Raw genomic sequence first — 20,339 nt, 5'->3', positions numbered from 1 at the left:
GGAGCCAATCAGGACGACCTCGGATCGCGCGTAGCAGCGATGCCCGCGAGGCTGCGGGTGATCGTGGCGAGCTCGGCCACCAGCACTCGCGGCGCCCCGCTGCCTGGCGCCAGCCGCAACGCTTCCTCGCGGACCTTCTGATCGGCTGCCGTCAGTTCGGCGATGTCTACAGTCCAGGGCCGAGCGGGGCTCGGCGGAGCACCGCGCAGCGCCTCCACGTAATCGTCGACGGCCGCGACGAATTCGCGGCTCAACACCGTCGACGGTTGGGCGGGCAGGCTGCTCTCCAAAGACGTGCACGCGCTCGTGACGGCGTTCAGCGCGGTGCGGTAGGTCCGCAGCCATCGGCGAAGCTCGGCCGCGTCGGCCCGGGTTGCGCCGGACGCGGCTTCGAACGCAGCGCGGGCGCGGTATGCGCGCTGCCACGCCGCGGACACCGCCTCGGACGGGTGGTCGAGTTCGTGCACGAACGCCTTGACCACCGTTGCGGCATAATCGATCTCGGTCTTCAGTAGTTCCCCCGCACGCTGATGAAGGCGAATCAGGGCGTGATCGGGCAGCATGACGTGGGCCAGCACCGCCAGGCCGCCGCCGATAACCACCGCGAACAACAGTTCTTCGATCGTGGCGCCGGCCGCCGAAGCGTCGATGTCGAGAAGGAACACGATCGTCGCCGCCAATGCCGCGCTCGACGCGAGGTACCCGAATCGTGTCACTTCATGCGTGACGAACAGAAAAACCACCGCCGCGACGGCGGCTGAGGCACCCGTCGGCTGCCACATCATCGTGATCGCCGACGCGACAGCGATTCCCGCTGCGATACCTGCGGCACGTCCGACGCAGCGCGTGTAGGTATGCGCCGTTTCGGGCCGCAGCACGACAAGGACGGTCAGTGCGATCCAGTAACCGTGGCTGATCGCGCCAAAACGATCTGCCGCGACGCCGAGCGCCGTGGCCGCCGACAACCGCACGGCATGCCGAAGTACGGGCGAGGTCCGCGTCAATTGGGCGCGCACCTGGGTCGCCGCAGCGCCCAGTGACGCGATCAGATCGGGGCGTCGCAGTTCGCCAAACCTTGAAGCGGACGCCTCGTGCAGCAGTTGTGAAAAGCGTTGTGCCATAGCCGATTCAGGACCAGTGACTGCGGCAACCGCTGCGTCCACGCGGGCCAGCGCATATTCGGCCTCCCGTCGCGCAGCATGGCTGTGGTCCGCAATAGCGTCGAGGAACACCGCGGCGGCCCTCAGCACTTCCGAAACGTCCTCACCGCCCCCGCGCAGTGAGTCCAGCGTCGCGGTGATTCTCTCCGGCAGCCGGTACCCGCCCTGGTAGGCCTCTGGTCGTCGCGCAGCCTGACTGTCGGCGAACACTTCCCGCAGCGACGTCAGCGGAGCCGCGCCCACCTCCGCGTCGGAGTGCGCCGCGACCGTGCGCGCGTCGGCGGCCAGCGATCGGTAGGTCCGCGCCAACGCATCGCGCTGCTCGCGCCAGCGCTGCGGCGGCCACACGGCAATCAACGCCGCCTGCACACAACCGGCGGCGACGGTCAACAGCGTCGACGCAACCACCCATTTGACCGACGGCGCGGTTGGCGGCGCGATGACGAGTAGGGAAGCGGTGGCGGCTCCAACCAGACCGGGGTTGGAGCCGAGTGCCCACTGCATGCCGGCCGCAAGACACCACAGGCTGACCACGACGATGAACACCACGTTGTACGACGCGGTCAAGGCGCCGAGAAATACGGCTGCGCCCATCTGTATCGAGATCACGATCACGAGCGGGACGCGCCCACCCGGGCTGTCCTGCAAGGCGATGCCCCCGGCGATCGCGGCCGCGGCGGCTGCCCACACCGCCGCGCTGCCTGAACCCCACGCCAACGCCACCGCTGCGATCGCCAGTACACCGAGCACGCTGCGTGACACCGCGCCAATGTCCGGCGTGGTCAGCCGAAGGGCGTCGATCGCCCCCCTTGGCGTGGTCACCTGCCTATTTTGACTCCACTAAGGTCGCCGCATGCTGGAGCACACGCGGCAAATCCCGTCTCGATAGCACATTGTTAGAAAAGAACACCCCCGTCAAATGCTTTGCGGCACATTGCATACCCGTTGGCATTCCGTAATCGATTCGACCACATGAGCCGGGGTGTTCCAGGTACCGTCAGCTAACCGATCCGAAGAGCAGCCGGAGGTGCCGATGCCCGACGACGCCGTCGCCGCCGACGGCGTTGCTGGCTTCTACCGGATGTTCCAGATTCCTTGGACCTCACGTCGTGGGTCCCTCTCTGCATTTTGCGAAGGTCTGCGCAGCCCATCCGGCAAACGAAGGGAGCTCTCATGAGTACGGCCGCAGAGCGTTCAACCCAACTGGATCTCGTCGCCCGACTCAAGTCGGCCTTTCCGGAGCTTCCCGACGCGCCTACTCCCGACATGCTGGACCACGCGCGCATCACCGCGTATCTGAAGCCGGTGCACGACGTCGGTGGTGAGCCGGATGCCCCGATGAAGTACGAGAACAAGCAGTACGAACTCTGGGAGCACATGACCTATGTCATCTGCGAGGTCCTCGCGTGGCGTGGGATCTGGTTGTCCGAGGAACGTCGTCGGATCGGGAACGTCGACGTCGGCAGGGCCGAGTATCTGGGGCTGCCGTACTACGGCCGGTGGCTGCTTGCGGTCGCCCGTGTCCTCGTCGAGAAACACCACATCGGCCTGACCGAGCTGAGCGAACGGATGGCCGAGGTCAAGGCGCGCTACGAGGGCGGTCTGGCCGGCAAGACGCTCGAAGCCAAGCCGAAGTCTGAAGGCGACGGGTCGCAAGTCAAGCGCAACGAGCACCACAAGCGCGCAGTGGGCAAGGGCGATCCCCAGGTGTACGCCGGACAGGCCGGCCAGCCGAAGTTCAAGGTCGGCGACGCGGTGGTCGTGCGCGAGCTTCCGGTGATCTTCTACACCCGCACGCCGGAGTATGTGCGCGGCGCGAGAGGGGAGATCGCGGCGGTGGCCTATGAAAGCCCGGCCGCTGAGGACGAGACCTGGGACCGACCGGCGACACCCGAATGGTTCTACGTGGTCCGGTTCGACATGTCTGAGCTTTGGTACGGCTACACCGGAACCGCCGATGACGTCGTCCAAACCGAGATCCCCGAGCACTGGCTGGAAGCCGTCAAATAAGCTGCACGAGAAAGGTTTTGCATGACTGATCACGGTCACGATCATGACCATGACCATGAGCGCACTGTCGCCCCGATGGTCGACGAAATCACCGACTTCGAAGTCCTGGAGATCGCGCTGCGCGAGTTGTGCATCGAGAAAGGCATCTTCACCGCGGAGGAGCACCGCCTCTTCACTGAGTTCGCCGAGCAGATCGGCCCCACCCCCGCGGCACGGTTGGTGGCCAAGGCGTGGCTGGATCCGGAGTTCAAGACGCTTGCCCTCACCGAGCCGATGACGGCGAGTAAAGAGGTCGGCGTGGACTGGATGGAACCCACCGGGTTTGGCACGCCAAGCGACTTCACCGCGTTCCAAATACTCGAGGACACGCCAACGGTGCACAACGTGATCGTCTGCGCGTTGTGCTCCTGCTACCCACGGCCGATCCTCGGCAATTCACCCGAGTGGTATCGCACGCCCAATTACCGCAGGCGCATGGTCCGATGGCCACGCCAGGTGCTTGCCGAATTCGGGCTGTACCTGCCCGACGAAATCTCCATCCATGTACAGGATTCCAATCAGAAACACCGGTTCATGGTGATGCCCATGCGTCCGGAGGGCACCGACGGCTGGAGTGAGGACCAGCTGATGGAGATCATCACGCGCGACTGTCTGATCGGTGTCGCGTTGCCGAAGCCCGGCGTCTCGACCAATGTGATTACCGATACGCGTCCGGCTGTCCACCCGGGGACCGCCGGATGAGCGAGCGAATCGAAGCCCTCGAGGAGATCGTCGAGCGTAATCAAGTCTGGCCGGTGATGGCCGCCAAGTACGGCGTCGAGAACCCCGTGCCGCCGTGGAAGACCAGCCTCGACGGGCTGTGCGACGCCCTCGACCACGCCGCATGCGACGAGAACCTCCCCGACTTCAAAGAGCGACGCGACGAAGAAGATGCCCTGTCGGCAACCGTTTACGCGAGCTTGCCCTACCCGGAGAACCAGCTTGTTTCACTGGCACATTCCCTCCTGTCTCGCGGAATCATCGACGAGGCCGAACTCAAACAACGGCTAAGGCACATCCGCGAAAGGCTCGAAGCCTAGATTCAACGTCGTGGAAAAGGTCATCATCACCCTGCGGGGTGCCAACGTCGACGAAACATGGTGCCGCCGCCTGCGTGACGACGTCGCGGCTGAGATTCTCGACACTGGTGTTGCCGGGCTCGCGGTCAATGTCCGTGACGACCCCGTGCGTGAGTCGCTGATGACCCTGACGACGCTGGATCCGCCGGTCGTCGGGTTCGTGACGCTATGGACACACCAGTCCTATGGCGATCAAGTGCGCGCGGCAATCGCCCGGCTGGAAAAGGAATGCGACGACGTCGCGGCGTACCTCGTCACCGAATCGGTGCCACTGCCGCCGCCCGACACCGCCCCGGGCGAGCGCACCGAGGGGCTGGCGAATATCGCGCTGCTGCGCCGGCCGGACGACCTCGATGAAGCGACGTGGCTGACACGCTGGCATATCGACCACACCCCGGTGGCCATCGAAACCCAGTCGACGTTCGGGTACACGCAGAATGCGGTCGTGCGTGCGCTGACACCAGGGGCACCGGTCGTCGACGCGATCGTCGAGGAACTCTTCCCGATCGAGGCGACATCCGATCTGCACGCATTCTTCGGTGCCGCCGACGATGACGATCTACGCGACCGGATGGAGCGCATGGTGGCCAGTACCACCGCGTTCGGCGCCAACCGCGACATCGACACGGTGCCGACGAGTCGCTATGTCTTTCGGACGCCATTCGCACCCACCCGGGTGGATAGCAACGCTTAACGCTTACGCTGCTGCCGTGACTCTCCAGATCACCGATGACAACCGGGTTCGCACGCTCACGCTGAACCGCCCCGATGTACTCAACGCGTTCAACGAGGAGCTGTACCACGCGACCGCGGTCGCGCTGCTCGATGCGGCGACCGACCCGGAGGTGGCGGTGGTCCTGCTCACCGGCGCGGGGCGGGCTTTCAGCGCGGGAAACGACCTCAACGAGATGCAGAGGCGCATCACCGATCCCACGTTCAACGAGCAGGGCAGCCACTTCACGACGTTGATCGACGCGCTTACCGACCTGCCCAAGCCGCTGATCTGTGCGGTCAATGGAGTCGGAGTGGGCATCGGCACAACGATTCTCGGTTACGCGGATCTGGTGTTCATGTCGACGGCCGCCCGGTTGAAGACGCCGTTCACCAGCCTCGGCGTGGCGCCCGAGGCGGCGTCCTCGTATCTGTTGCCGCGACTGATCGGCAGGCAGAACGCGGCTTGGCTGCTGATGTCCTCGGAGTGGGTCGATGCCGACGAGGCGCACCGCATGGGCCTGGCGTGGAAGGTGTGTGAACCAGAGCACCTATTGCCCGAAGCCCGTCGCCATGCCGAAATCCTTGCGTCTCGGCCGATTCCGAGCCTGATGGCGGTGAAGCAGACGATCGTGGATCCGACCCGCGCCGAGATCAAAGCGGCCACCGCCCGCGAGGTCCAGCACTTCGCCGAACTAATGGGTGCCGCGGCCAACGCCGAAGCGCTTGCGGCATTCGCCGAAAAGCGAACGCCTAACTGACATGGGTACGTCGTCCGCGTCGGCAACGCCAACCCGTCGCCCAGCGCCGGACGAGATCGCTGCGCTGCTCGAGCCGATCGTGCGAGAGAGAATCCCAGGCGCGAACGACGCCCGCATCGCCAATTGGAGAACAGCAGAACGCGGGCTGTCCACGGAGACGTTTCTCTTCGACCTGCAAACCGACGGGCCCGATGGCCTAATTACGTTGCAGCAGCTGGTCTTTCGTCGTCCACCTGCGGTCAGCCTGTATCCGACCTACGATCTGCTGCGTCAGGTCCTGGTGATGAATCGCCTGCAGGACACGCCGATCACCGTGCCGAATGTGCACTGGCTCGACCGCGATGACCGCCAGCTCGGCACGCCGTATTTCGTAATGGAACAGCTGCCGACCATCGGCAGCCCGGGCGACTGGCCTTCGTATCACACCGACGGCCTCTACTTCGACGCCGCACCCGACGAGCGGGCCACCATGTGGTGGGGCTGCGTTCAGGCCATCGCCGACATTCACGCGTTGGACTGGACTCGGCTGCGGCTGGACCACCTGCTCATGCCGAGGCTTGGCGCCCGCCCGCTCGAGCAGGTCGTGAACTTCTGCTCGGAACTGCTCGGGTGGGCATCGGACGGTAACCCCCGCGACGAGCTTGTCGCCGCCACGAAGTGGCTGCGGGACAACATCTATGAACCCGAGCACCTCGTGCTGTGCTGGGGCGACAGCCGCTTGTCGAACATCCTGTACGGCGCGCAGTTCGAGGTCGTCGCGGTGCTCGACTGGGAGCTCGCCTACATCGGCGACCACGAGGCCGACCTGGCCTGGTTGCTGTTCTTGGATTGGGCGTGTTCGGAATACCAAGGTGTGCAGCGGCTCGACGGGACGCCGAGCCGAGAGGAAACGATCGAACGCTACGAGGACATGTCCGGCCGCCAGGTCCGCAATCTCCGCTACAACGAAGTGCTCGCGGCGGTCGAGCTGGGCATCCCGATATTGCGGCTGGAGACTCGGCTGCGCACCGATGGCCTACTCACCGACGACATGGACTTGATCGGGTTCTGCGTCGAACGAATCCGCCAGCTGATCGACTAACGGCTCACGGCCTCCGTCGCACAGCCATTGACTTGATAGTGGGCCTCGATGATCGCGCGCAGGGTGCGCCGACATCGACCGCAATCGCTACCGGCGCCGCAGGCCTCGGCGATCTGTTTCGAGGTCTTGGCGCCGTTGGCCACGACATCGTTGACGACGTGGCTGGTGGTCCCGGTGCACAGGCAGACGAACATCTTCAGCCCTGTCCGTCGATGGTCATCAGATGGGCGAACGTTCCGACGAACTGGGTGGGGTAGGCGCCGAACCCGGCGGTGGACATCCACTCCGCTGCAGCGTCCGGATGATCGATCCACTGCCTCGCGGCGACCTCGTCGGCGACCTCCTGCAGGATCATCACTTCCCGTCCGTCGTCGAGCGCCCGATACACCCAGATCTTTCGGACGCCACCACGTTTGAATCGCTCCAGCCCGTCGTGGACCTTGTCCATCAGGGAGGGCACATCGTCGACGGAGGACATCACGCCGACGATGACCCGGCCGACGTGGTTGTCTGGCGAAGGCGCATAGAGGTCGATTTTCTCGACCACCTCCCCGCCGAATACGGGCGGAATATCGTCGACGCCGGAAATATTGAACCATTCGAATATCGCGGGCGAACGCAATACTTCGCGAACAGGGCCGGCCTGTCGAATACCGATTGTCACCAATACTCGCCGCGGCTCCCAGATCGACGTGTACAACACAACGTGATGCGCACCGATCGATGCCAGGCCGTCGCGGTGCTTTTTCAGCCATTTCCACATGCGATCGACATCGTCGACACGAAAATCACAGGCGAGAATGAGCGAGTGCAGCTCGTTCCCACCCATCACTTTCCCTGTCTGTCCGCACCGGTTGCTGGTGTTAGTGCAGTCTAACCTTACTTTGCGTAGGCAGTCCAGGCCGGTTGGTTCATCTGCGCGCTTCCAGGACCATGGCCGCCGGGTAGCGGTCGAAAACACGCGTGCCTCAACCGCAAAGGCACGCTCGGGTGGGTGTCCTGCACTAGATTGGACTCGCACGGCAGACAGCGACACTTGACCAGCCCTCAAGGGTGCTTAGGAGCGACGATGCAAGGTGATCCGGACGTTCTGAAATTGCTCAATGAGCAATTGACGAGCGAACTAACCGCTATCAACCAGTATTTCCTGCATTCCAAGATGCAGGCGAACTGGGGCTTCACCGAGATCGCCGAACATACGCGTAAAGAATCGTTCGAGGAAATGCAGCACGCGGAGGAAATCACCAACCGCATCCTCATTTTGGACGGGCTGCCTAATTATCAGCGCCTTTTTTCACTGCGTGTCGGTCAGACGTTGCGTGAACAGTTCGAGGCCGACCTGGCCATCGAATACGAGGTGATGGCGCGGCTGAAGCCGGGAATCGTCATGTGCCGCGAAAAGGAAGACGCCACCACCGCGAACCTGTTCGAGAAGATCCTCGCCGACGAAGAGGACCACATCGACTATCTCGAGACCCAGCTGCAGCTGATGGACAAGCTCGGCGAGCAGCTCTATCTCGCCCAGTGCGTGTCGCGTCCACCCACGTCGCTGTAAGCCAACGCACCGTTTCTACCCGCGCCGGATCGGCAACCCTTTCGTCGGCGGTAACTTTTCTAGCCTGTCTAACGATATGGCTTTAGAGTCGCTCGCCCAGGGAAGGCAGGTATGACAAGTCCGGCAGTGGCCACTGCCACGGATCCCGAATCCGGCAGTGCGCTGATCAGCCCACAGCGCCGCAACTTCGTCTTCGTTGCGGTGCTGCTCGGCATGCTCTTGGCCGCGCTCGACCAGACGATCGTCGCCACCGCGCTACCGACGGTGGTTGCCGACCTCGGCGGCGCAGGGCACCAATCCTGGGTCGTGACAAGCTATCTGCTGGCCTCCACCATCGTCACCGCGGTCGTGGGCAAGCTGGGCGACCTGTTCGGCCGCAAGGTTGTGTTCGGCGTCGCTGTGCTGTTCTTCCTTGTCGGCTCGGTGCTGTGCGGGCTCGCAGGGTCGATGACGATGTTGGTCGCGTCGCGGGCGCTGCAGGGCATCGGCGGCGGCGCCATCATGGTGACGGCCACCGCGCTGATCGGCGAGGTCATCCCGCTGAGAGACCGCGGGCGCTACCAGGGCGCGCTCGGCGCCGTCTTCGGCGTCACCACGGTGATCGGCCCGCTGCTCGGCGGATTCTTCACCGACCATCTGAGCTGGCGCTGGGCCTTCTGGATCAATGTGCCCGTGGCCGTGGTGGTGCTTTTCGTGGCCGCCGCGGCCATCCCGGCCCTCGGCAAGACCCGCCGTCCCGCCATCGACTACGCCGGCATCGTATTGGTCGGCCTCGGCGCGTCGGGCCTCACACTGGCCACCAGCTGGGGCGGTGGCGAATACGCATGGACCTCGCCGGTGATCATCGGTCTGTTCGTCGGCTCCGCGTTGGCGCTAGCCGTCTTCGTGTGGGTGGAAAGCCGTGCGGCAGAACCAATTCTGCCCATTCGGTTATTCCGCAGCCCCGTGTTCACGGTGTGCTGCGTGCTGTCGTTCATCGTCGGCTTCGCGATGCTGGGCGCCCTGACGTTCCTGCCCACGTTCATGCAGTTCGTCGACGGGGTTTCGGCCACCGTGTCGGGTCTGCGGACCCTGCCGATGGTGGCCGGCCTGCTGCTGACATCCATGGGCAGCGGCGTTCTCGTGAGCCGCACCGGCAGGTACAAGATCTTCCCGGTCGTCGGCACCGCGGTGATGGTCCTCGGCTTCGTGCTCCTGTCCCGGATGGACGCGTCGACACCGATGCTCGTGCAGTCGCTGTACCTGTTCGTCCTGGGCACGGGCATCGGCATGTGCATGCAGGTTCTGATCCTGATCGTGCAGAACACGTCGAGCTTCGAAGACCTCGGCGTCGCGACGTCAGGCGTCACATTCTTCCGGACGATCGGAAGTTCTTTCGGCGCAGCGATTTTCGGGTCGCTGTTCACGAACTTCCTCGCTGACAGGATCGGCCCGGCACTGGCTGCCGGCGGCGCACCGCCCGCCGCCGCGCAGTCCCCGCAGGTGTTGCACCGGTTGCCGCATGAGGTCGCCGCGCCGATCGTCAACGCCTACGCCGATTCTCTCGGCCTCGTTTTCCTGTGTGCGGCCCCCGTGGCGTTCGTCGGTTTCCTCGTGGCGTTGACGCTCAAAGAGGTACCGCTGCGTGAGATGGACGCCGTCAATGCCGTCGATCTCGGCGAGGGATTCGGCATGCCGAGTAGCGACTCTGCCCAGAAGGTGCTGGAGATCGCGATCGGCCGGATGATGCGGCAGTCGCCGGAGATCCGCCTGCGCAACATCTGCGAAAGGCCGGGCTGCAACCTCGACGTTGCGCGGCTGTGGGCATTGATTCAGATCTATCGAAACAAGCAAGTATTCGGTACAGCGCGGCTCACCGAGATCGCCGATCGCCTGCGGGTGCCGTGCGAAGTGCTCGAGCCCACCTTCGACCGGGCGGTCGAGACCGGCTACGCCCTGCGCACCGGCGATCAGCTGTGGCTCACGCAGGCGGGCGCCCGAGAGGTCGACGCCGTTTCGTCGGCGTTGATCAACCGGATCGTCGAGAAGCTGGCCTCGTCGCCATCCTTCGAAGGACGACCGGATCGCGTCCAGGTGGAGGCGGCTTTGGAGCGGATCGCCCATCGCGTGCTGGTGCAGCGGGACTGGGACGAAGAGCGGGCGCAACTGGCCGCAGCCAGCTGATTCGGTGGCCTTTTTAGAACGTGTTCCACTTTTACCGGCTGCGGCGTACGATTCGGCCATGAGCCGAATTGGAGCTTTTGCCGATGACGATGTCACCGCGTTCGCGGTCAAATCGCCCGACCTCGGCACCGCGCTCGCGAACTTCAGCCATGCCGTCTACACCAAGGGCCGGTTGCCACTGCGGGTCCGCGAGGCCGCCCGGATCGTGATCGCCCACGCCAACGAGTGTGTGGTGTGCCAGAACACCCGCGACTCCGACGGCGCCGCGGCGGGCATCGACGAGGAGTTCTACGACCACGCGCCCGAGTGGCGCACGTGGCAGGGCTACAGCGACGCTGAGCGCATCGCGATGGAGTTCGCATACCGGTTCGCCACCGACCACACCGCGCTACGCGACGACGACGACTTCTGGCAACGCGCCGGCGAGTACTTCAGCGACGAACTGATCACCGACCTCGCGCTCTCGTGTGCGCTGTGGGTTGGCATGGGTCGCGTATTGCGCACGCTCGACATCGGCCAAACCTGCAAGATCACGCTCTAACGTTGGACAATGGCTGCTGTGACATCGCGGGCAGCCAAACCTCTAGCCGCAGCGGCGATCGCCCAACTGGAGGCCGACGGGGTCGCCACGCTGATCGGCACCGTCGTCAACCCTGCCGGACTCATACACGCCAAGACCGTGCCGTTGCGACGGATGGGCGCGTTCGCCGATCCGGGCCTCGGCGCAAGCCCGGTCTGGCATGGTTTCACGATCGATCAGACGGGCATCGTCACAGGCGGGGCGATTGGGCCGGTGGGGGATCAGCGGATCCGCATCGACCTGAGCGCACTTCGCATACTTGGTGACGGATTAGCCTGGGCGCCAGGGGCATTCTTCAACCAGGACGGCTCACCGGACCCATACTGCAGTCGCGGCGTGCTGCGTCGAGTGGCAGAGCGTCTGTCAGAGGCCGGCCTGGCCGCGATGGTGGGTCACGAGATGGAGTTCATCCTTGTTGGCCCCGACGGATCCCGATTGCCGTCACACCTGTGGGCCCAGTACGGCCTGGCCGGTGTGCTGGAGTTCGAAGGCTTTGTGCGCGATGTCGTCAACGCGGCAAGCAGTTCGGGCGTCGCGATCGAACAGTTCCACCCGGAGTACGGCCAGAATCAGTTCGAGATCTCCCTTTCGCCGCAGCCGCCCGTCGCTGCGGCCGACCAATTGGTGCTGATGCGAATCATCGTCGGCAGGGCGGCCCGCCGGCATGGTCTGCGCGTGAGCATGTCTCCCGTGCCGTTCGCGGGAAGCGTCGGGTCCGGTGCGCATCAACACTTCTCGTTGACGCGTGCCAAGAGTCCGTTGTTCGCCAACGGAACCGGCGCAGGCGGCATGACGCCGGAGGGCGAGTCAGCGGTGGCGGGGCTTCTGGCGGGTCTGTCCCAGGCGCAAGGTGTGCTGTCCGGCTCCGTGCTGTCTGGTCTGCGCACGCAGCCGGGTCACTGGTCTGGCGCGTATGTGTGTTGGGGCACCGAAAACCGAGAGGCCGCAGTGCGATTCCTGACCGGCGGCCCGAGCAATCCGCACGGCGGGAATGTCGAGGTGAAGATCGTCGACCCGTCTGCGAATCCATATTTCGCGACCGCGGCCATTCTCGGGCTGGCGCTCGACGGTATCGAGCGAAAACTGCCACTGGCTTCTGAGACTACTGTCGATCCCGACACTCTGACAGACAGTCAGCGCGACGAAGCGGGAATCGTCTTGTTGCCCACACAGCAGACCGCAGCCATCGACGCGCTGGACCAATCTTCGTTGCTGCGAGGAATTCTCGGTGATGAGGCGGTCGACGCAGTGGTCGGGGTGCGCCGATACGAGCAGGAGAACTACGGCGTGCTGAGCCCCGACGAGCTGGCTGACAAGTTCCGCCTGGCCTGGAGCGTATGAGCTTGTCCGCGTTGGGCGAGCACGTCGAGGCAGTGAACCTGATCGACCATCATGTGCACGGCTGCTGGGTGCGACCGGTTGACCGCACGCGGTTCGAGAACGGCCTCAACGAGGCCAATGTCGAGCCGCTCGCAGACTTCGATTCGGCATGGGATACACAACTCGGGTTCGCGGTGCGCGCGCATTGTGCGCCGCTTCTCGGGCTGCCCCGTCACGCCGACCCGGATACGTACTGGGCCCGGCGCAGCGAGTTCGCCGGAGAGGAACTCGCCAAGCTGTTTCTGTCGCCGGCGAACGTGTCGGACTGGCTGGTCGACACCGGATTCGACAGTGGGGTAACTGATCTCGACGGTTTGGCCGGTCTCACGGTCGGCCGGGTCCATGAGATCGTCCGTCTCGAGTCGGTGGCCGAGGAAGCGGCAAGAGCACCAGGGGATTACGCGGCGGCATTCGAAGCGATCCTGAACGAGCGCACCAAGTCGGCCGTCGCGACCAAATCGATCCTGGCGTACCGGGGCGGTTTCGCAGGCGATCTCTCCGAGCCGACGCCTGCGGAAGTCGCCGACGCGGCGAGCAGGTGGCGCGACGGCGGCGGCGCGAGATTGACCGACCGCGTGTTGGTACGGTTCGGGCTGTATCAGGCGCTGCGGCTGGGCAAGCCGCTGCAGTTTCACGTTGGATTCGGCGATCGCGATTGTGACTTGCACACGACCAACCCGATGTTTCTGCTGGACTTCTTGCGCGCTAGCGGGCAGACGCCGATCATGCTGCTGCACTGCTATCCGTATGAGCGCGAGGCCGGTTATCTGGCCCAAGCGTTCAACAACGTCTACCTCGACGGCGGCCTGGCGGTCAACTACCTCGGTGCCCGCTCGGCGGACTTCATCGGCCGCCTGCTGGAGATGGCGCCGTTCCGCAAGATCGTGTATTCGTCTGACGCGTTCGGACCGCCGGAACTGCACTATCTCGGAGCACGGTTGTGGCGTAACGGTATTCGCGAGACCCTCGAGGATTTCGTCGGTGCCGGTGAGTGGAGCGAGCGCGATGCGGTCCGAGTGGTCGACCTCATCGCCAACGAGAACGCACGCCGCGTCTACCGGCTGGGCTGACTAGCGCACCCCGCGCACCAGCCGCCCCGGCCTGGCGCCGGTGTCCACCCCGTGGCGGCGGGTCACCGCTCCGCTGACCACGGTGGCGTCGTAGCCCCTGGCGCCCTGGATCAGCCTGCGGCCGCCGGCGGGTAAGTCATAGACCATCTTCGGCAACTCGAGGGTGAGGGAGTCCATATCGATGACGTTGAGATCGGCCTTCTTGCCGACCTGGATGACCCCGCGATCGGAAAGGCCGAAAAGCGTTGCGGTGTCCAGGGTCTGCTTGCGCACGACATACTCCAGCGAGAGCTTCGGGCCTCGATGCCGGTCGCGGGCCCAGTGGGTCAGCAGGAACGTCGGGTAGGAGGCATCGCAGATCAGCCCGCAGTGGGCACCGCCGTCGGACAGCCCCGACACGGCGGCGGGGTGTGTCAACATCTCGCGGATGGCATCGTGGTTGCCCGCCGCGTAGTTGTAGAACGGCAGCATCAACAGCGCTGAGGCGTCGGATTCGAGCATCAGGTCGTACATGGTGGCCAGCGGGTCCTCGCCGCGGCCCTCGGCGATGGCGGCGACGGTGCGCTCGCTGGTCGGTTCGTAGTCGGGCGGATCGCCGATCGCGTAGATCTTGTCGGCGCTGTGCTGGATCAGGCCGTACATCGCGTCGAACAGCACCGCCGGGTCCGGCGGCAGATCGGACTCGGACAGGATCGTCGCGCGCACTCCCGGGTCCGCCAGGCGTCGCGCCAACTCGTCGCGATGCAGTTCTGCCTTCAACTTGCGGTAGGTGGGGCGGTGCGTGAATGCGTGATATCCGGGGAAGCCGAACAACATGCCGAACGGCCGGGCCGCGATCTGTGCGTAGACCTCGATCCCGTTCTCGAGCGCCTTGCCGGCACGCTCCAGCATCTCCTTCCACAGGTCGGGGGCTCCGGGCGTCTGGATCAAGGCGAACGACACGGGCCGTTCGATCTCCGCGGCCAGTTTGGTCATCCACTCGAGTTCGCGGATCGACGCCTCGGCCGGGCTTTCTCCGGCGACACCCTGCGGCGCCACTTCGAAGACGGCGCGACCGCCCGCGGCCATCGCTCGGCCCAGGCCGAATAGCTCTTGTTCAGCGGCGTAGGTCCCGGGGACCGCCTCACCGTCGATGGCACGGTGCCCTTCGGTGCGTGAGGTGGAGAAGCCGAGCGCCCCGGCCTCGATGGCCTCCTGGACGATCCGGGCCATCGCGTCGATGTCCTCGCCGGTGGCTTCCTCGTTGCGGGCACCGCGGTCGCCCATCGCGTAGCCACGCACCGTGCCATGAGGGATCTGGGTGCCGAAATCGACGGCGAGCGGGCGCTTTTCGACGGCGTCGAGGTATTCGGGGAACGTTTCCCAGCCCCACGTGATGCCCTCGGCTAGCGCGGAGCCGGGAATGTCCTCGACGCCCTCCATCAACTCGATGAGCCACTGTTCGCGGCCGGGAGCGACCGGTGCGAATCCCACACCACAGTTCCCACCGACGACGGTGGTGACACCGTGCAGGCTCGACGGCTCCAACAGCGGATCCCAGCTGACCTGCCCGTCGTAGTGGGTATGGATGTCGACGAAGCCCGGTGCCACGATGCGACCCGTCGCGTCGAGGGTCTCCGCCGCGTCGCCCTCTAGGCCGACATCGTCACCGTTTCGCCTGCGCACCTCGACGATCCGACCGTCCTTGATGCCGATGTCCGCGCGGAATCGGTCGGCGCCCGTTCCGTCGACGACCGTGCCGCCGGTGATCTTCAGGTCGAACATCGCTCCTCCTCAGACCAGACCGGTCGCGTCGAACACCCAGGACATGTCCGCGTTCGCGAAGTCCTCCATCCAGCTGGGTGGGGCGAAGTTGGCCAACGCCCCCATGTCCCAGTAGTCTTTCCACAGCGTGATCGTGCCGTTCTCGACACGGTGCACGCTGACGAACTTCAAGACCGCCGATTCCCCTGTGGGCCAGTGCCATTCCTCGTGATGCTCATACATGACGTCGATGCCGTTATCGAGCATCAGGCCGTCGAAGTTCTCATAGGAGGCCAACGGCTCGAGACCGATCTTGAGTCGTTTCACGATGTCTTCGGGGCCGCGCGCAGCCGCCGTCGGACCGACCGGTACATCCAGATAGATGCAGTCGTCGGACAGGAACGTCTTCACCGAATCCCAGTCGCGAGCCGACAGGGCCTTCCACATACCAATGACCGTATCCTCAACTGACACTGGCGAACTCACTTTCCTGAACCGCGACTGCGGGTGCCTTGTGCGCCGCGCGCAAGAATCGCCCTGTGCGCTGCTTGCCGACGAGGTCGGTCGGCTTGCCGTCGAGGAACACCGCACGGCCACCGACGAACACCGCGTTGACGGTGTCGTCGTTGCGGTTCACCATGCGCGACATGCCGCCGTACTGGTCGACGGTGTCCTCGGCGTAATCGTCCAGCGACGCGTCCAGTCGCTCCGGGTCGAGCACCACCACATCGGCGCGGTCGCCGATGCGCAGGTGGCCGGCATCGATGCGATACCAGTCCGCGAGTTCACCCGTCAGGCGGTGCACCGCATGTTCGATCGTCATGAACGGCTTGCCGGCTTTCTCGGCATCCCGCACATGGCGCAACAGACGCAGCCCCATGTTGTAGAACGCCATGTTCCGAAGATGCGCACCGGCATCGGAGAAGCCCATCTGTATGCCGGAGTCGCGCGCCAGCTTCTTGAGCACCTCGGCCCGATGGTTCGAAATGGTTGTGCGCCACCGCAATGCTTTGCCGTGCTCGAGCACGAGGTCCAGGAATGCGTCCACCGGGTGCAGGCCGCCACGGTCCTGCCCGACTTGGCCGAAGGACTTGCCGATCACCGAAGCATCGGGGCAGTCGACGATCTCGGTGTCGAAGAAATCCCGCTGCCACACCCGGATGCCGAACTTGCTCTCGTAGTCCTTCCGGAACTGCCGCCGGTAGGCCGCATCGCGCATCAGATCGTTGCGCTCGACTTCGTCAAGCAGGTGCAGAGCGGCGGCACCGGCGCCGAACTCCTCGAACACGACGAGGTCGATCCCGTCGGCGTAAACCTCGAAGGGCACCGGAAGGTGCTGCCACCGGAAGTTGCCGCCGAGCCGATTTATCAACCGGGCAGCCGGCCCGAGAGCATGGATGCTGTACGGGTTGGATTTGACGTCGGCCGCCGAGAGCAGGCTGGTCTTGAGCGGATTGCGGAAGAATCCAAGCGACTGGACGAGTTGCGATCCGAGGTTGAGCGGATTCTGAATGTCGGGCCCCGACTGCAGGATCCGGCCGGCCCGCCGGAGCAAGGACTTCAGCCGGCGCAGCTCCCGCGGTTTCGCGTAGGTCGACGGAAGCGTGCGTGAGCGGCAGACCTCGCCGTCGAGTTTGTCGAAAAGCAGTTGTTGCGAAGACATTCCAACAAATCCGGCGCGCAAGGCTTCCGAGAGCATGCGCTCCATCTGCGCCTGTTCGCTCTTGGTCGGTCGTTCGCCGTTCCGCGTCGCCCGGTCCAGACCCATGGTGGCGGCACGCATATCGGAGTGCCCGATGAAGGCGGCAAGGTTCGGGCCGAGGGGCCGGGCCTCGAGCGCGGCGATGTACTCCTCGGCATTCGTCCACGTCTTGTGCTCGTCCACCGCGGTGATGACGTGTTCGCGGGGTATCGCCTCGACGCGACCGAAGATGTCGCCGGCGTCAACACCGTCGACATGGATGGTCGACAGCGAGCACGACCCGAGCATCACAGTGGTCACGCCGTGCCGCAGCGACTCCGCCAGCGACGGCCCGTTGAGGACTTCGACGTCGTAGTGCGTATGGATGTCGAGCATGCCGGGCATGACCCACTTATCGGTCGCGTCGATGATCTGCGGGCAACCCTTGTCGTCCAATTCGCCGGCTGTGATCGCTACGACGTGGCCGTCGCGGATACCGATGTTGCGCACCGCGGACGGGGCGCCGGTGCCGTCGAACCAGCGGCCGCCGCGAATGATCGTGTCGTAGGTCACCAAGTCATAGAACAGTGCACGCTCGGCGGGTGTCAACGAAATCTGTGAACAGATTTCAAAAAATGTCTACTCCGTCTCATGCGGGGTGCTGTCGGGCGAAATGCACAGCCATCAGTGCCCAGCCGCTAGTGACTGACGTCGCCGCCCGACGCGCCGCTTTGGGCTGACCCGCCGCTGACAGCGGACACCGCATCGCCTGCGGCTGTGGTGACCGAGCCGACTGCATTGCTGATCGCTGTCGTCGTCCGGTTGACGACGCCGGCGATCGATGAGGCGACACCATCTACTCCTGGCGAAGGCGGCGATCCACCGATCGGGCCGCGAAGAAGCGGCTGCGGCCTGCTGACCAATGTGGTCGGCGGTTTGGGTATCGCTGGCAGTGCGTCCTGTGGCGTCGTGACGCTCGTCGTCGAGGTGCTTGTGCCCGCTTGCCGGTCGTTCGGCGAAGCCGTGTCCGGCGTTGGATCGACGACTGCAGGCTCGTTTGTGCTGCTGACCATTGCAGGCGTGGGTGATGTGTTGGCTGCCGGGCCGCCGACCCCGAACGGATTGGTCACCGGCGCCGTTCCCGCTGCGCGGCCAAGGCCCAGATCCTGAAGGCCGTTGTCCAGGCCGGTCGGGACGGCGACGAGAAGGTTCGTGGTGAACGCCGTCGGGTCAGGGAAGTACAGGGGATTGAACGGCGTCGGCTGTCCAGGGCTGGTGGTGCGGTCGTAGCCGGCTTCGACGAGCACGCGCAGTGCCGGATCCAGCATGTCGGCAGCGATGGGCCCGATCAGTGGCACCGACGTCACCGGCATCAGCAGTGGAAGCGGGTAGGTGGGGATCAAGTAGTACTGCGTGTCTCCGAATGTGCCCTGGTCGATCGCGGTGCTCAAATCGGCGTTCGGGTACTGACCGTGAAGCAAGGCGAAACCCATGATGGCGTTGACATCGGCGACGGCATTGAGCGGATTCGTCGGGGCGTCGGCAATCCCGTCGTACTGGCGCGCGACGTCGTAGGTCGTGATCGTGCCGTCCGGCACGCCTGCCGTGCTGGTCGGTGTCGCACCGTTGAACGTCACTCCCAACACGGGGATGGTGCCGAGGGCCACGCCGCGCTCGAGGATTCCCCCGTTGGGTCGGTTCGGGTTGGCAACGAGCACGAATGTGGGAGGAACCGGTGGCGTTGTGCCGGTTCCCGGATATGCGGCGTTGTAGTCCTTCTTGTACTGGGAGACCACCGCCGCGCCCTGCGAGTATCCCCACAGAACGTCCCCGGCTGACGTCGATGACAGAGGCCGCAGCGACTCGAGTGAGGTGACACCCGCGGCCACCGACTGGTCATACGTCGGCGCGAAGATGTACCCGGGTGGCGATATCGGGAAGAACGCCGCCGGGTATGGGACGAGGACGGGCGGGTTACCGGGACCCGACGGGTCCGGCACCCCGACGAGGGCTAAATATGCGCCCGCAAACGGCGGATACGCCGAGTCCGGGATCTGGTTGAAGGCGCTGTTGGTGCCCTTGACGATGTAGAGCGCGGCCGTCAGCGTGTAGACGTTGGGCGCTGCGGACGTGAGGGCTAACAAGATTGCTGCACTGAGAGCCAGCACGGACATGGCTACGGAGCGGACGAAAACGCGCATGCGGACCTTTCCCCCGACCGCGGCGACTACTTGTGGTGTGCGAGAGGAGCTTTGATGACGCTACGTCTCGCTACACCAGCAGTTTGCACCAACGCCTACGCCTGTGTCGACCACTCCCTGCGTTTTCTGGCAAACATTGTTGCATTTGCAAGGGCTGAACCCGTGCGCAATCCGATCGTGGTCGCTATATCCCCGCCCAGCCGTCCGGCCGGCGTCCGTCGACGTCGGTGAAGCCGTACTCGCGCGCAAGTTCGGCAGACGTGACCGATCTCTGGTTCCACCGCGACCGGCCCTCGTCCGCGGCGATCGCGGCGATGCCCCGCCCGACGTATCGCGGTGTCTCCGATTCGGCGAATCCGGGGGGAGCGGTGGGGCCATCGGATCGGCCCGGATCCATGGCCGCCTGCCAGTTGTCCTCCGTGACGCCCCAGTTGTCGAGCATCATCTCCGAACGCAACCAGCCCGGCGTCACGGCGACCGCGGTGGCGTCGAACGCTTGGAGTTCGTGCCCGTGACTGTAGGCGAGCCGGTTCACGGCCACTTTGGTCAAGTCGTAGAAGACAGAGATCCGGTATGTGTCGTCGTTGTATTCCTTTGTCCCGTCGGTCACTTCGACGAGCAGACCTCCCGGCCGCGTAACCAACAGTGGCAGTAGGCAATGTGAGGTGATCACGTGGGTATCGATGCCGAGCCGAAGTATTCGCAGCCCGTCGGCGAGGTCGTGCTCCCATATGGGTCGATTCCACGACGGTGGAGGGCCCTTGAGGACCTCCGCGCCCCAAATGTCGTTGACGAGGATGTCGATCGCGCCGTGTTCGCGTTGGATCCGGTCGCGAAGCCCGCGCACCTGGGCGATGTCGAGGTGGTCTACCTGGATCGGGATGCCTTTGCCGCCCAGCTGGGTGACCAAATCGGCGGTCTGCTCGATGGTTTCGGGGCGGTCGTAGTCGGACTGCGCGTTTCCTGTGATGCTGCTGCGCCCGGTGCAGATGACCGTCGCGCCCGCCTCACCGAGAGCCGCCGCTATGCCTCGCCCCGCGCCCCGCGTCCCGCCCGCAACCACGGCCACCCGGTCACGTAGCGCATCCCCATCCGGTGTCCAGTCCATGAGGGCATACTCGCGAA

General features: G+C 64.8%; 19 protein-coding genes. 11 read left to right on the top strand and 8 right to left on the bottom strand.

What is annotated here, in order from left to right:
• Positions 1–8: 8 nt before the first annotated feature.
• Positions 9–1,982, bottom strand: coding sequence for an FUSC family protein (locus tag ACWW36_RS24935; RefSeq protein WP_456138620.1), 1,974 nt, complete (start codon positions 1,980–1,982; stop codon positions 9–11).
• A 351-nt stretch (positions 1,983–2,333) separates the two neighbouring features.
• On the opposite strand from ACWW36_RS24935, the gene ACWW36_RS24930 reads away from it, so the two are divergent.
• Genes ACWW36_RS24930 through ACWW36_RS24905 form a run of 6 tightly spaced genes read left to right on the top strand, consistent with a single transcriptional unit; the run spans position 2,334 to position 6,841 of the window.
• Positions 2,334–3,170 (top strand): SH3-like domain-containing protein, encoded by an 837-nt coding sequence (locus ACWW36_RS24930; protein WP_456138619.1) that lies wholly within the window; start codon positions 2,334–2,336, stop codon positions 3,168–3,170.
• Between the two features lie 21 nt (positions 3,171–3,191).
• A complete protein-coding gene (gene scnC / locus ACWW36_RS24925; protein WP_456138618.1) occupies positions 3,192–3,911 on the top strand; it encodes a thiocyanate hydrolase subunit gamma in 720 nt (239 codons plus the stop codon).
• Positions 3,908–4,249, top strand: a complete 342-nt coding sequence (locus ACWW36_RS24920; protein WP_456138617.1) for a thiocyanate hydrolase — start codon at positions 3,908–3,910, stop codon at positions 4,247–4,249. The genes scnC and ACWW36_RS24920 overlap by 4 nt, the downstream gene beginning before the upstream one ends.
• A gap of 10 nt (positions 4,250–4,259) precedes the next feature.
• Positions 4,260–4,982, top strand: a complete 723-nt coding sequence (locus ACWW36_RS24915; protein ID WP_456138616.1) for an EthD domain-containing protein — start codon at positions 4,260–4,262, stop codon at positions 4,980–4,982.
• A 16-nt stretch (positions 4,983–4,998) separates the two neighbouring features.
• Positions 4,999–5,760 (top strand): enoyl-CoA hydratase/isomerase family protein, encoded by a 762-nt coding sequence (locus ACWW36_RS24910; protein ID WP_456138615.1) that lies wholly within the window; start codon positions 4,999–5,001, stop codon positions 5,758–5,760.
• Between the two features lies 1 nt (position 5,761).
• Positions 5,762–6,841 carry a phosphotransferase family protein gene (locus ACWW36_RS24905; RefSeq protein WP_456138614.1) on the top strand — a complete coding sequence of 360 codons (1,080 nt, stop codon included), beginning with the start codon at positions 5,762–5,764 and terminating at the stop codon, positions 6,839–6,841.
• Here ACWW36_RS24905 and ACWW36_RS24900 read toward each other — a convergent pair.
• Positions 6,838–7,035 carry a (2Fe-2S)-binding protein gene (locus ACWW36_RS24900; protein WP_456138613.1) on the bottom strand — a complete coding sequence of 66 codons (198 nt, stop codon included), beginning with the start codon at positions 7,033–7,035 and terminating at the stop codon, positions 6,838–6,840. The two genes, ACWW36_RS24905 and ACWW36_RS24900, sit on opposite strands and share 4 nt — an antisense overlap.
• A gap of 2 nt (positions 7,036–7,037) precedes the next feature.
• Positions 7,038–7,670 (bottom strand): fatty-acid--CoA ligase, encoded by a 633-nt coding sequence (locus ACWW36_RS24895; protein ID WP_456138612.1) that lies wholly within the window; start codon positions 7,668–7,670, stop codon positions 7,038–7,040.
• 240 nt (positions 7,671–7,910) lie between these two features.
• Here ACWW36_RS24895 and bfr point away from each other — a divergent pair, with 240 nt between their 5' ends.
• The 5 genes from bfr (at position 7,911) to ACWW36_RS24870 (ending at position 13,589) form a co-directional block, all read left to right on the top strand.
• A complete protein-coding gene (bfr, locus tag ACWW36_RS24890) occupies positions 7,911–8,396 on the top strand; it encodes a bacterioferritin (protein ID WP_456138611.1) in 486 nt (161 codons plus the stop codon).
• Positions 8,397–8,507: 111 nt separating this feature from the next.
• The gene (locus ACWW36_RS24885; protein ID WP_456138610.1) at positions 8,508–10,559 is read left to right on the top strand and encodes an MDR family MFS transporter; all 2,052 of its coding nucleotides are present in this window, start codon (positions 8,508–8,510) and stop codon (positions 10,557–10,559) included.
• Between the two features lie 58 nt (positions 10,560–10,617).
• The gene (locus tag ACWW36_RS24880; protein WP_456138609.1) at positions 10,618–11,100 is read left to right on the top strand and encodes a carboxymuconolactone decarboxylase family protein; all 483 of its coding nucleotides are present in this window, start codon (positions 10,618–10,620) and stop codon (positions 11,098–11,100) included.
• 9 nt (positions 11,101–11,109) lie between these two features.
• Positions 11,110–12,480: a glutamine synthetase family protein gene (locus ACWW36_RS24875; protein ID WP_456138608.1), complete on the top strand. Its 1,371-nt coding sequence runs from the start codon at positions 11,110–11,112 to the stop codon at positions 12,478–12,480.
• On the top strand, positions 12,477–13,589 hold the full coding sequence (locus ACWW36_RS24870) for an amidohydrolase family protein (protein WP_456138607.1): 1,113 nt from the start codon (positions 12,477–12,479) through the stop codon (positions 13,587–13,589). The genes ACWW36_RS24875 and ACWW36_RS24870 overlap by 4 nt, the downstream gene beginning before the upstream one ends.
• On the opposite strand, the gene ACWW36_RS24865 is transcribed toward ACWW36_RS24870, so the two are convergent.
• From ACWW36_RS24865 to ACWW36_RS24845, 5 genes are all read right to left on the bottom strand, one after another.
• Positions 13,590–15,353 (bottom strand): N-acyl-D-amino-acid deacylase family protein, encoded by a 1,764-nt coding sequence (locus tag ACWW36_RS24865; protein ID WP_456138606.1) that lies wholly within the window; start codon positions 15,351–15,353, stop codon positions 13,590–13,592.
• A 9-nt stretch (positions 15,354–15,362) separates the two neighbouring features.
• The gene (locus ACWW36_RS24860; protein WP_456138605.1) at positions 15,363–15,779 is read right to left on the bottom strand and encodes a nuclear transport factor 2 family protein; all 417 of its coding nucleotides are present in this window, start codon (positions 15,777–15,779) and stop codon (positions 15,363–15,365) included.
• Positions 15,780–15,795: 16 nt separating this feature from the next.
• Complete coding sequence (locus ACWW36_RS24855) at positions 15,796–17,586, bottom strand: N-acyl-D-amino-acid deacylase family protein (protein WP_456138604.1); 1,791 nt, start codon at positions 17,584–17,586, stop codon at positions 15,796–15,798.
• 125 nt (positions 17,587–17,711) lie between these two features.
• A complete protein-coding gene (locus ACWW36_RS24850) occupies positions 17,712–19,157 on the bottom strand; it encodes a PE-PPE domain-containing protein (protein WP_456138603.1) in 1,446 nt (481 codons plus the stop codon).
• A 241-nt stretch (positions 19,158–19,398) separates the two neighbouring features.
• Positions 19,399–20,322: an SDR family oxidoreductase gene (locus ACWW36_RS24845; protein ID WP_456138602.1), complete on the bottom strand. Its 924-nt coding sequence runs from the start codon at positions 20,320–20,322 to the stop codon at positions 19,399–19,401.
• Positions 20,323–20,339: the final 17 nt, after the last annotated feature.

The organism is Mycobacterium sp. MMS18-G62, from assembly GCF_053877835.1.
Note: the sequence above shows the minus strand (reverse complement) of the source record. Positions and strands in the feature narration are given on the sequence as shown.

Bases quoted from the DNA above. Each gene is read 5' to 3' on its own strand.
- ACWW36_RS24930 (WP_456138619.1), top strand. From the start codon at position 2,334: ATGAGTACGGCCGCAGAGCGTTCAACCCAACTGGATCTCGTCGCCCGA.
- scnC (WP_456138618.1), top strand. From the start codon at position 3,192: ATGACTGATCACGGTCACGATCATGACCATGACCATGAGCGCACTGTC.
- ACWW36_RS24920 (WP_456138617.1), top strand. From the start codon at position 3,908: ATGAGCGAGCGAATCGAAGCCCTCGAGGAGATCGTCGAGCGTAATCAA.
- ACWW36_RS24905 (WP_456138614.1), top strand. From the start codon at position 5,762: ATGGGTACGTCGTCCGCGTCGGCAACGCCAACCCGTCGCCCAGCGCCG.
- ACWW36_RS24900 (WP_456138613.1), bottom strand. From the start codon at position 7,035: ATGTTCGTCTGCCTGTGCACCGGGACCACCAGCCACGTCGTCAACGAT.
- ACWW36_RS24895 (WP_456138612.1), bottom strand. From the start codon at position 7,670: ATGGGTGGGAACGAGCTGCACTCGCTCATTCTCGCCTGTGATTTTCGT.
- bfr (WP_456138611.1), top strand. From the start codon at position 7,911: ATGCAAGGTGATCCGGACGTTCTGAAATTGCTCAATGAGCAATTGACG.
- ACWW36_RS24885 (WP_456138610.1), top strand. From the start codon at position 8,508: ATGACAAGTCCGGCAGTGGCCACTGCCACGGATCCCGAATCCGGCAGT.
- ACWW36_RS24880 (WP_456138609.1), top strand. From the start codon at position 10,618: ATGAGCCGAATTGGAGCTTTTGCCGATGACGATGTCACCGCGTTCGCG.
- ACWW36_RS24875 (WP_456138608.1), top strand. From the start codon at position 11,110: ATGGCTGCTGTGACATCGCGGGCAGCCAAACCTCTAGCCGCAGCGGCG.
- ACWW36_RS24870 (WP_456138607.1), top strand. From the start codon at position 12,477: ATGAGCTTGTCCGCGTTGGGCGAGCACGTCGAGGCAGTGAACCTGATC.
- ACWW36_RS24865 (WP_456138606.1), bottom strand. From the start codon at position 15,353: ATGTTCGACCTGAAGATCACCGGCGGCACGGTCGTCGACGGAACGGGC.
- ACWW36_RS24860 (WP_456138605.1), bottom strand. From the start codon at position 15,779: ATGTGGAAGGCCCTGTCGGCTCGCGACTGGGATTCGGTGAAGACGTTC.
- ACWW36_RS24845 (WP_456138602.1), bottom strand. From the start codon at position 20,322: ATGGACTGGACACCGGATGGGGATGCGCTACGTGACCGGGTGGCCGTG.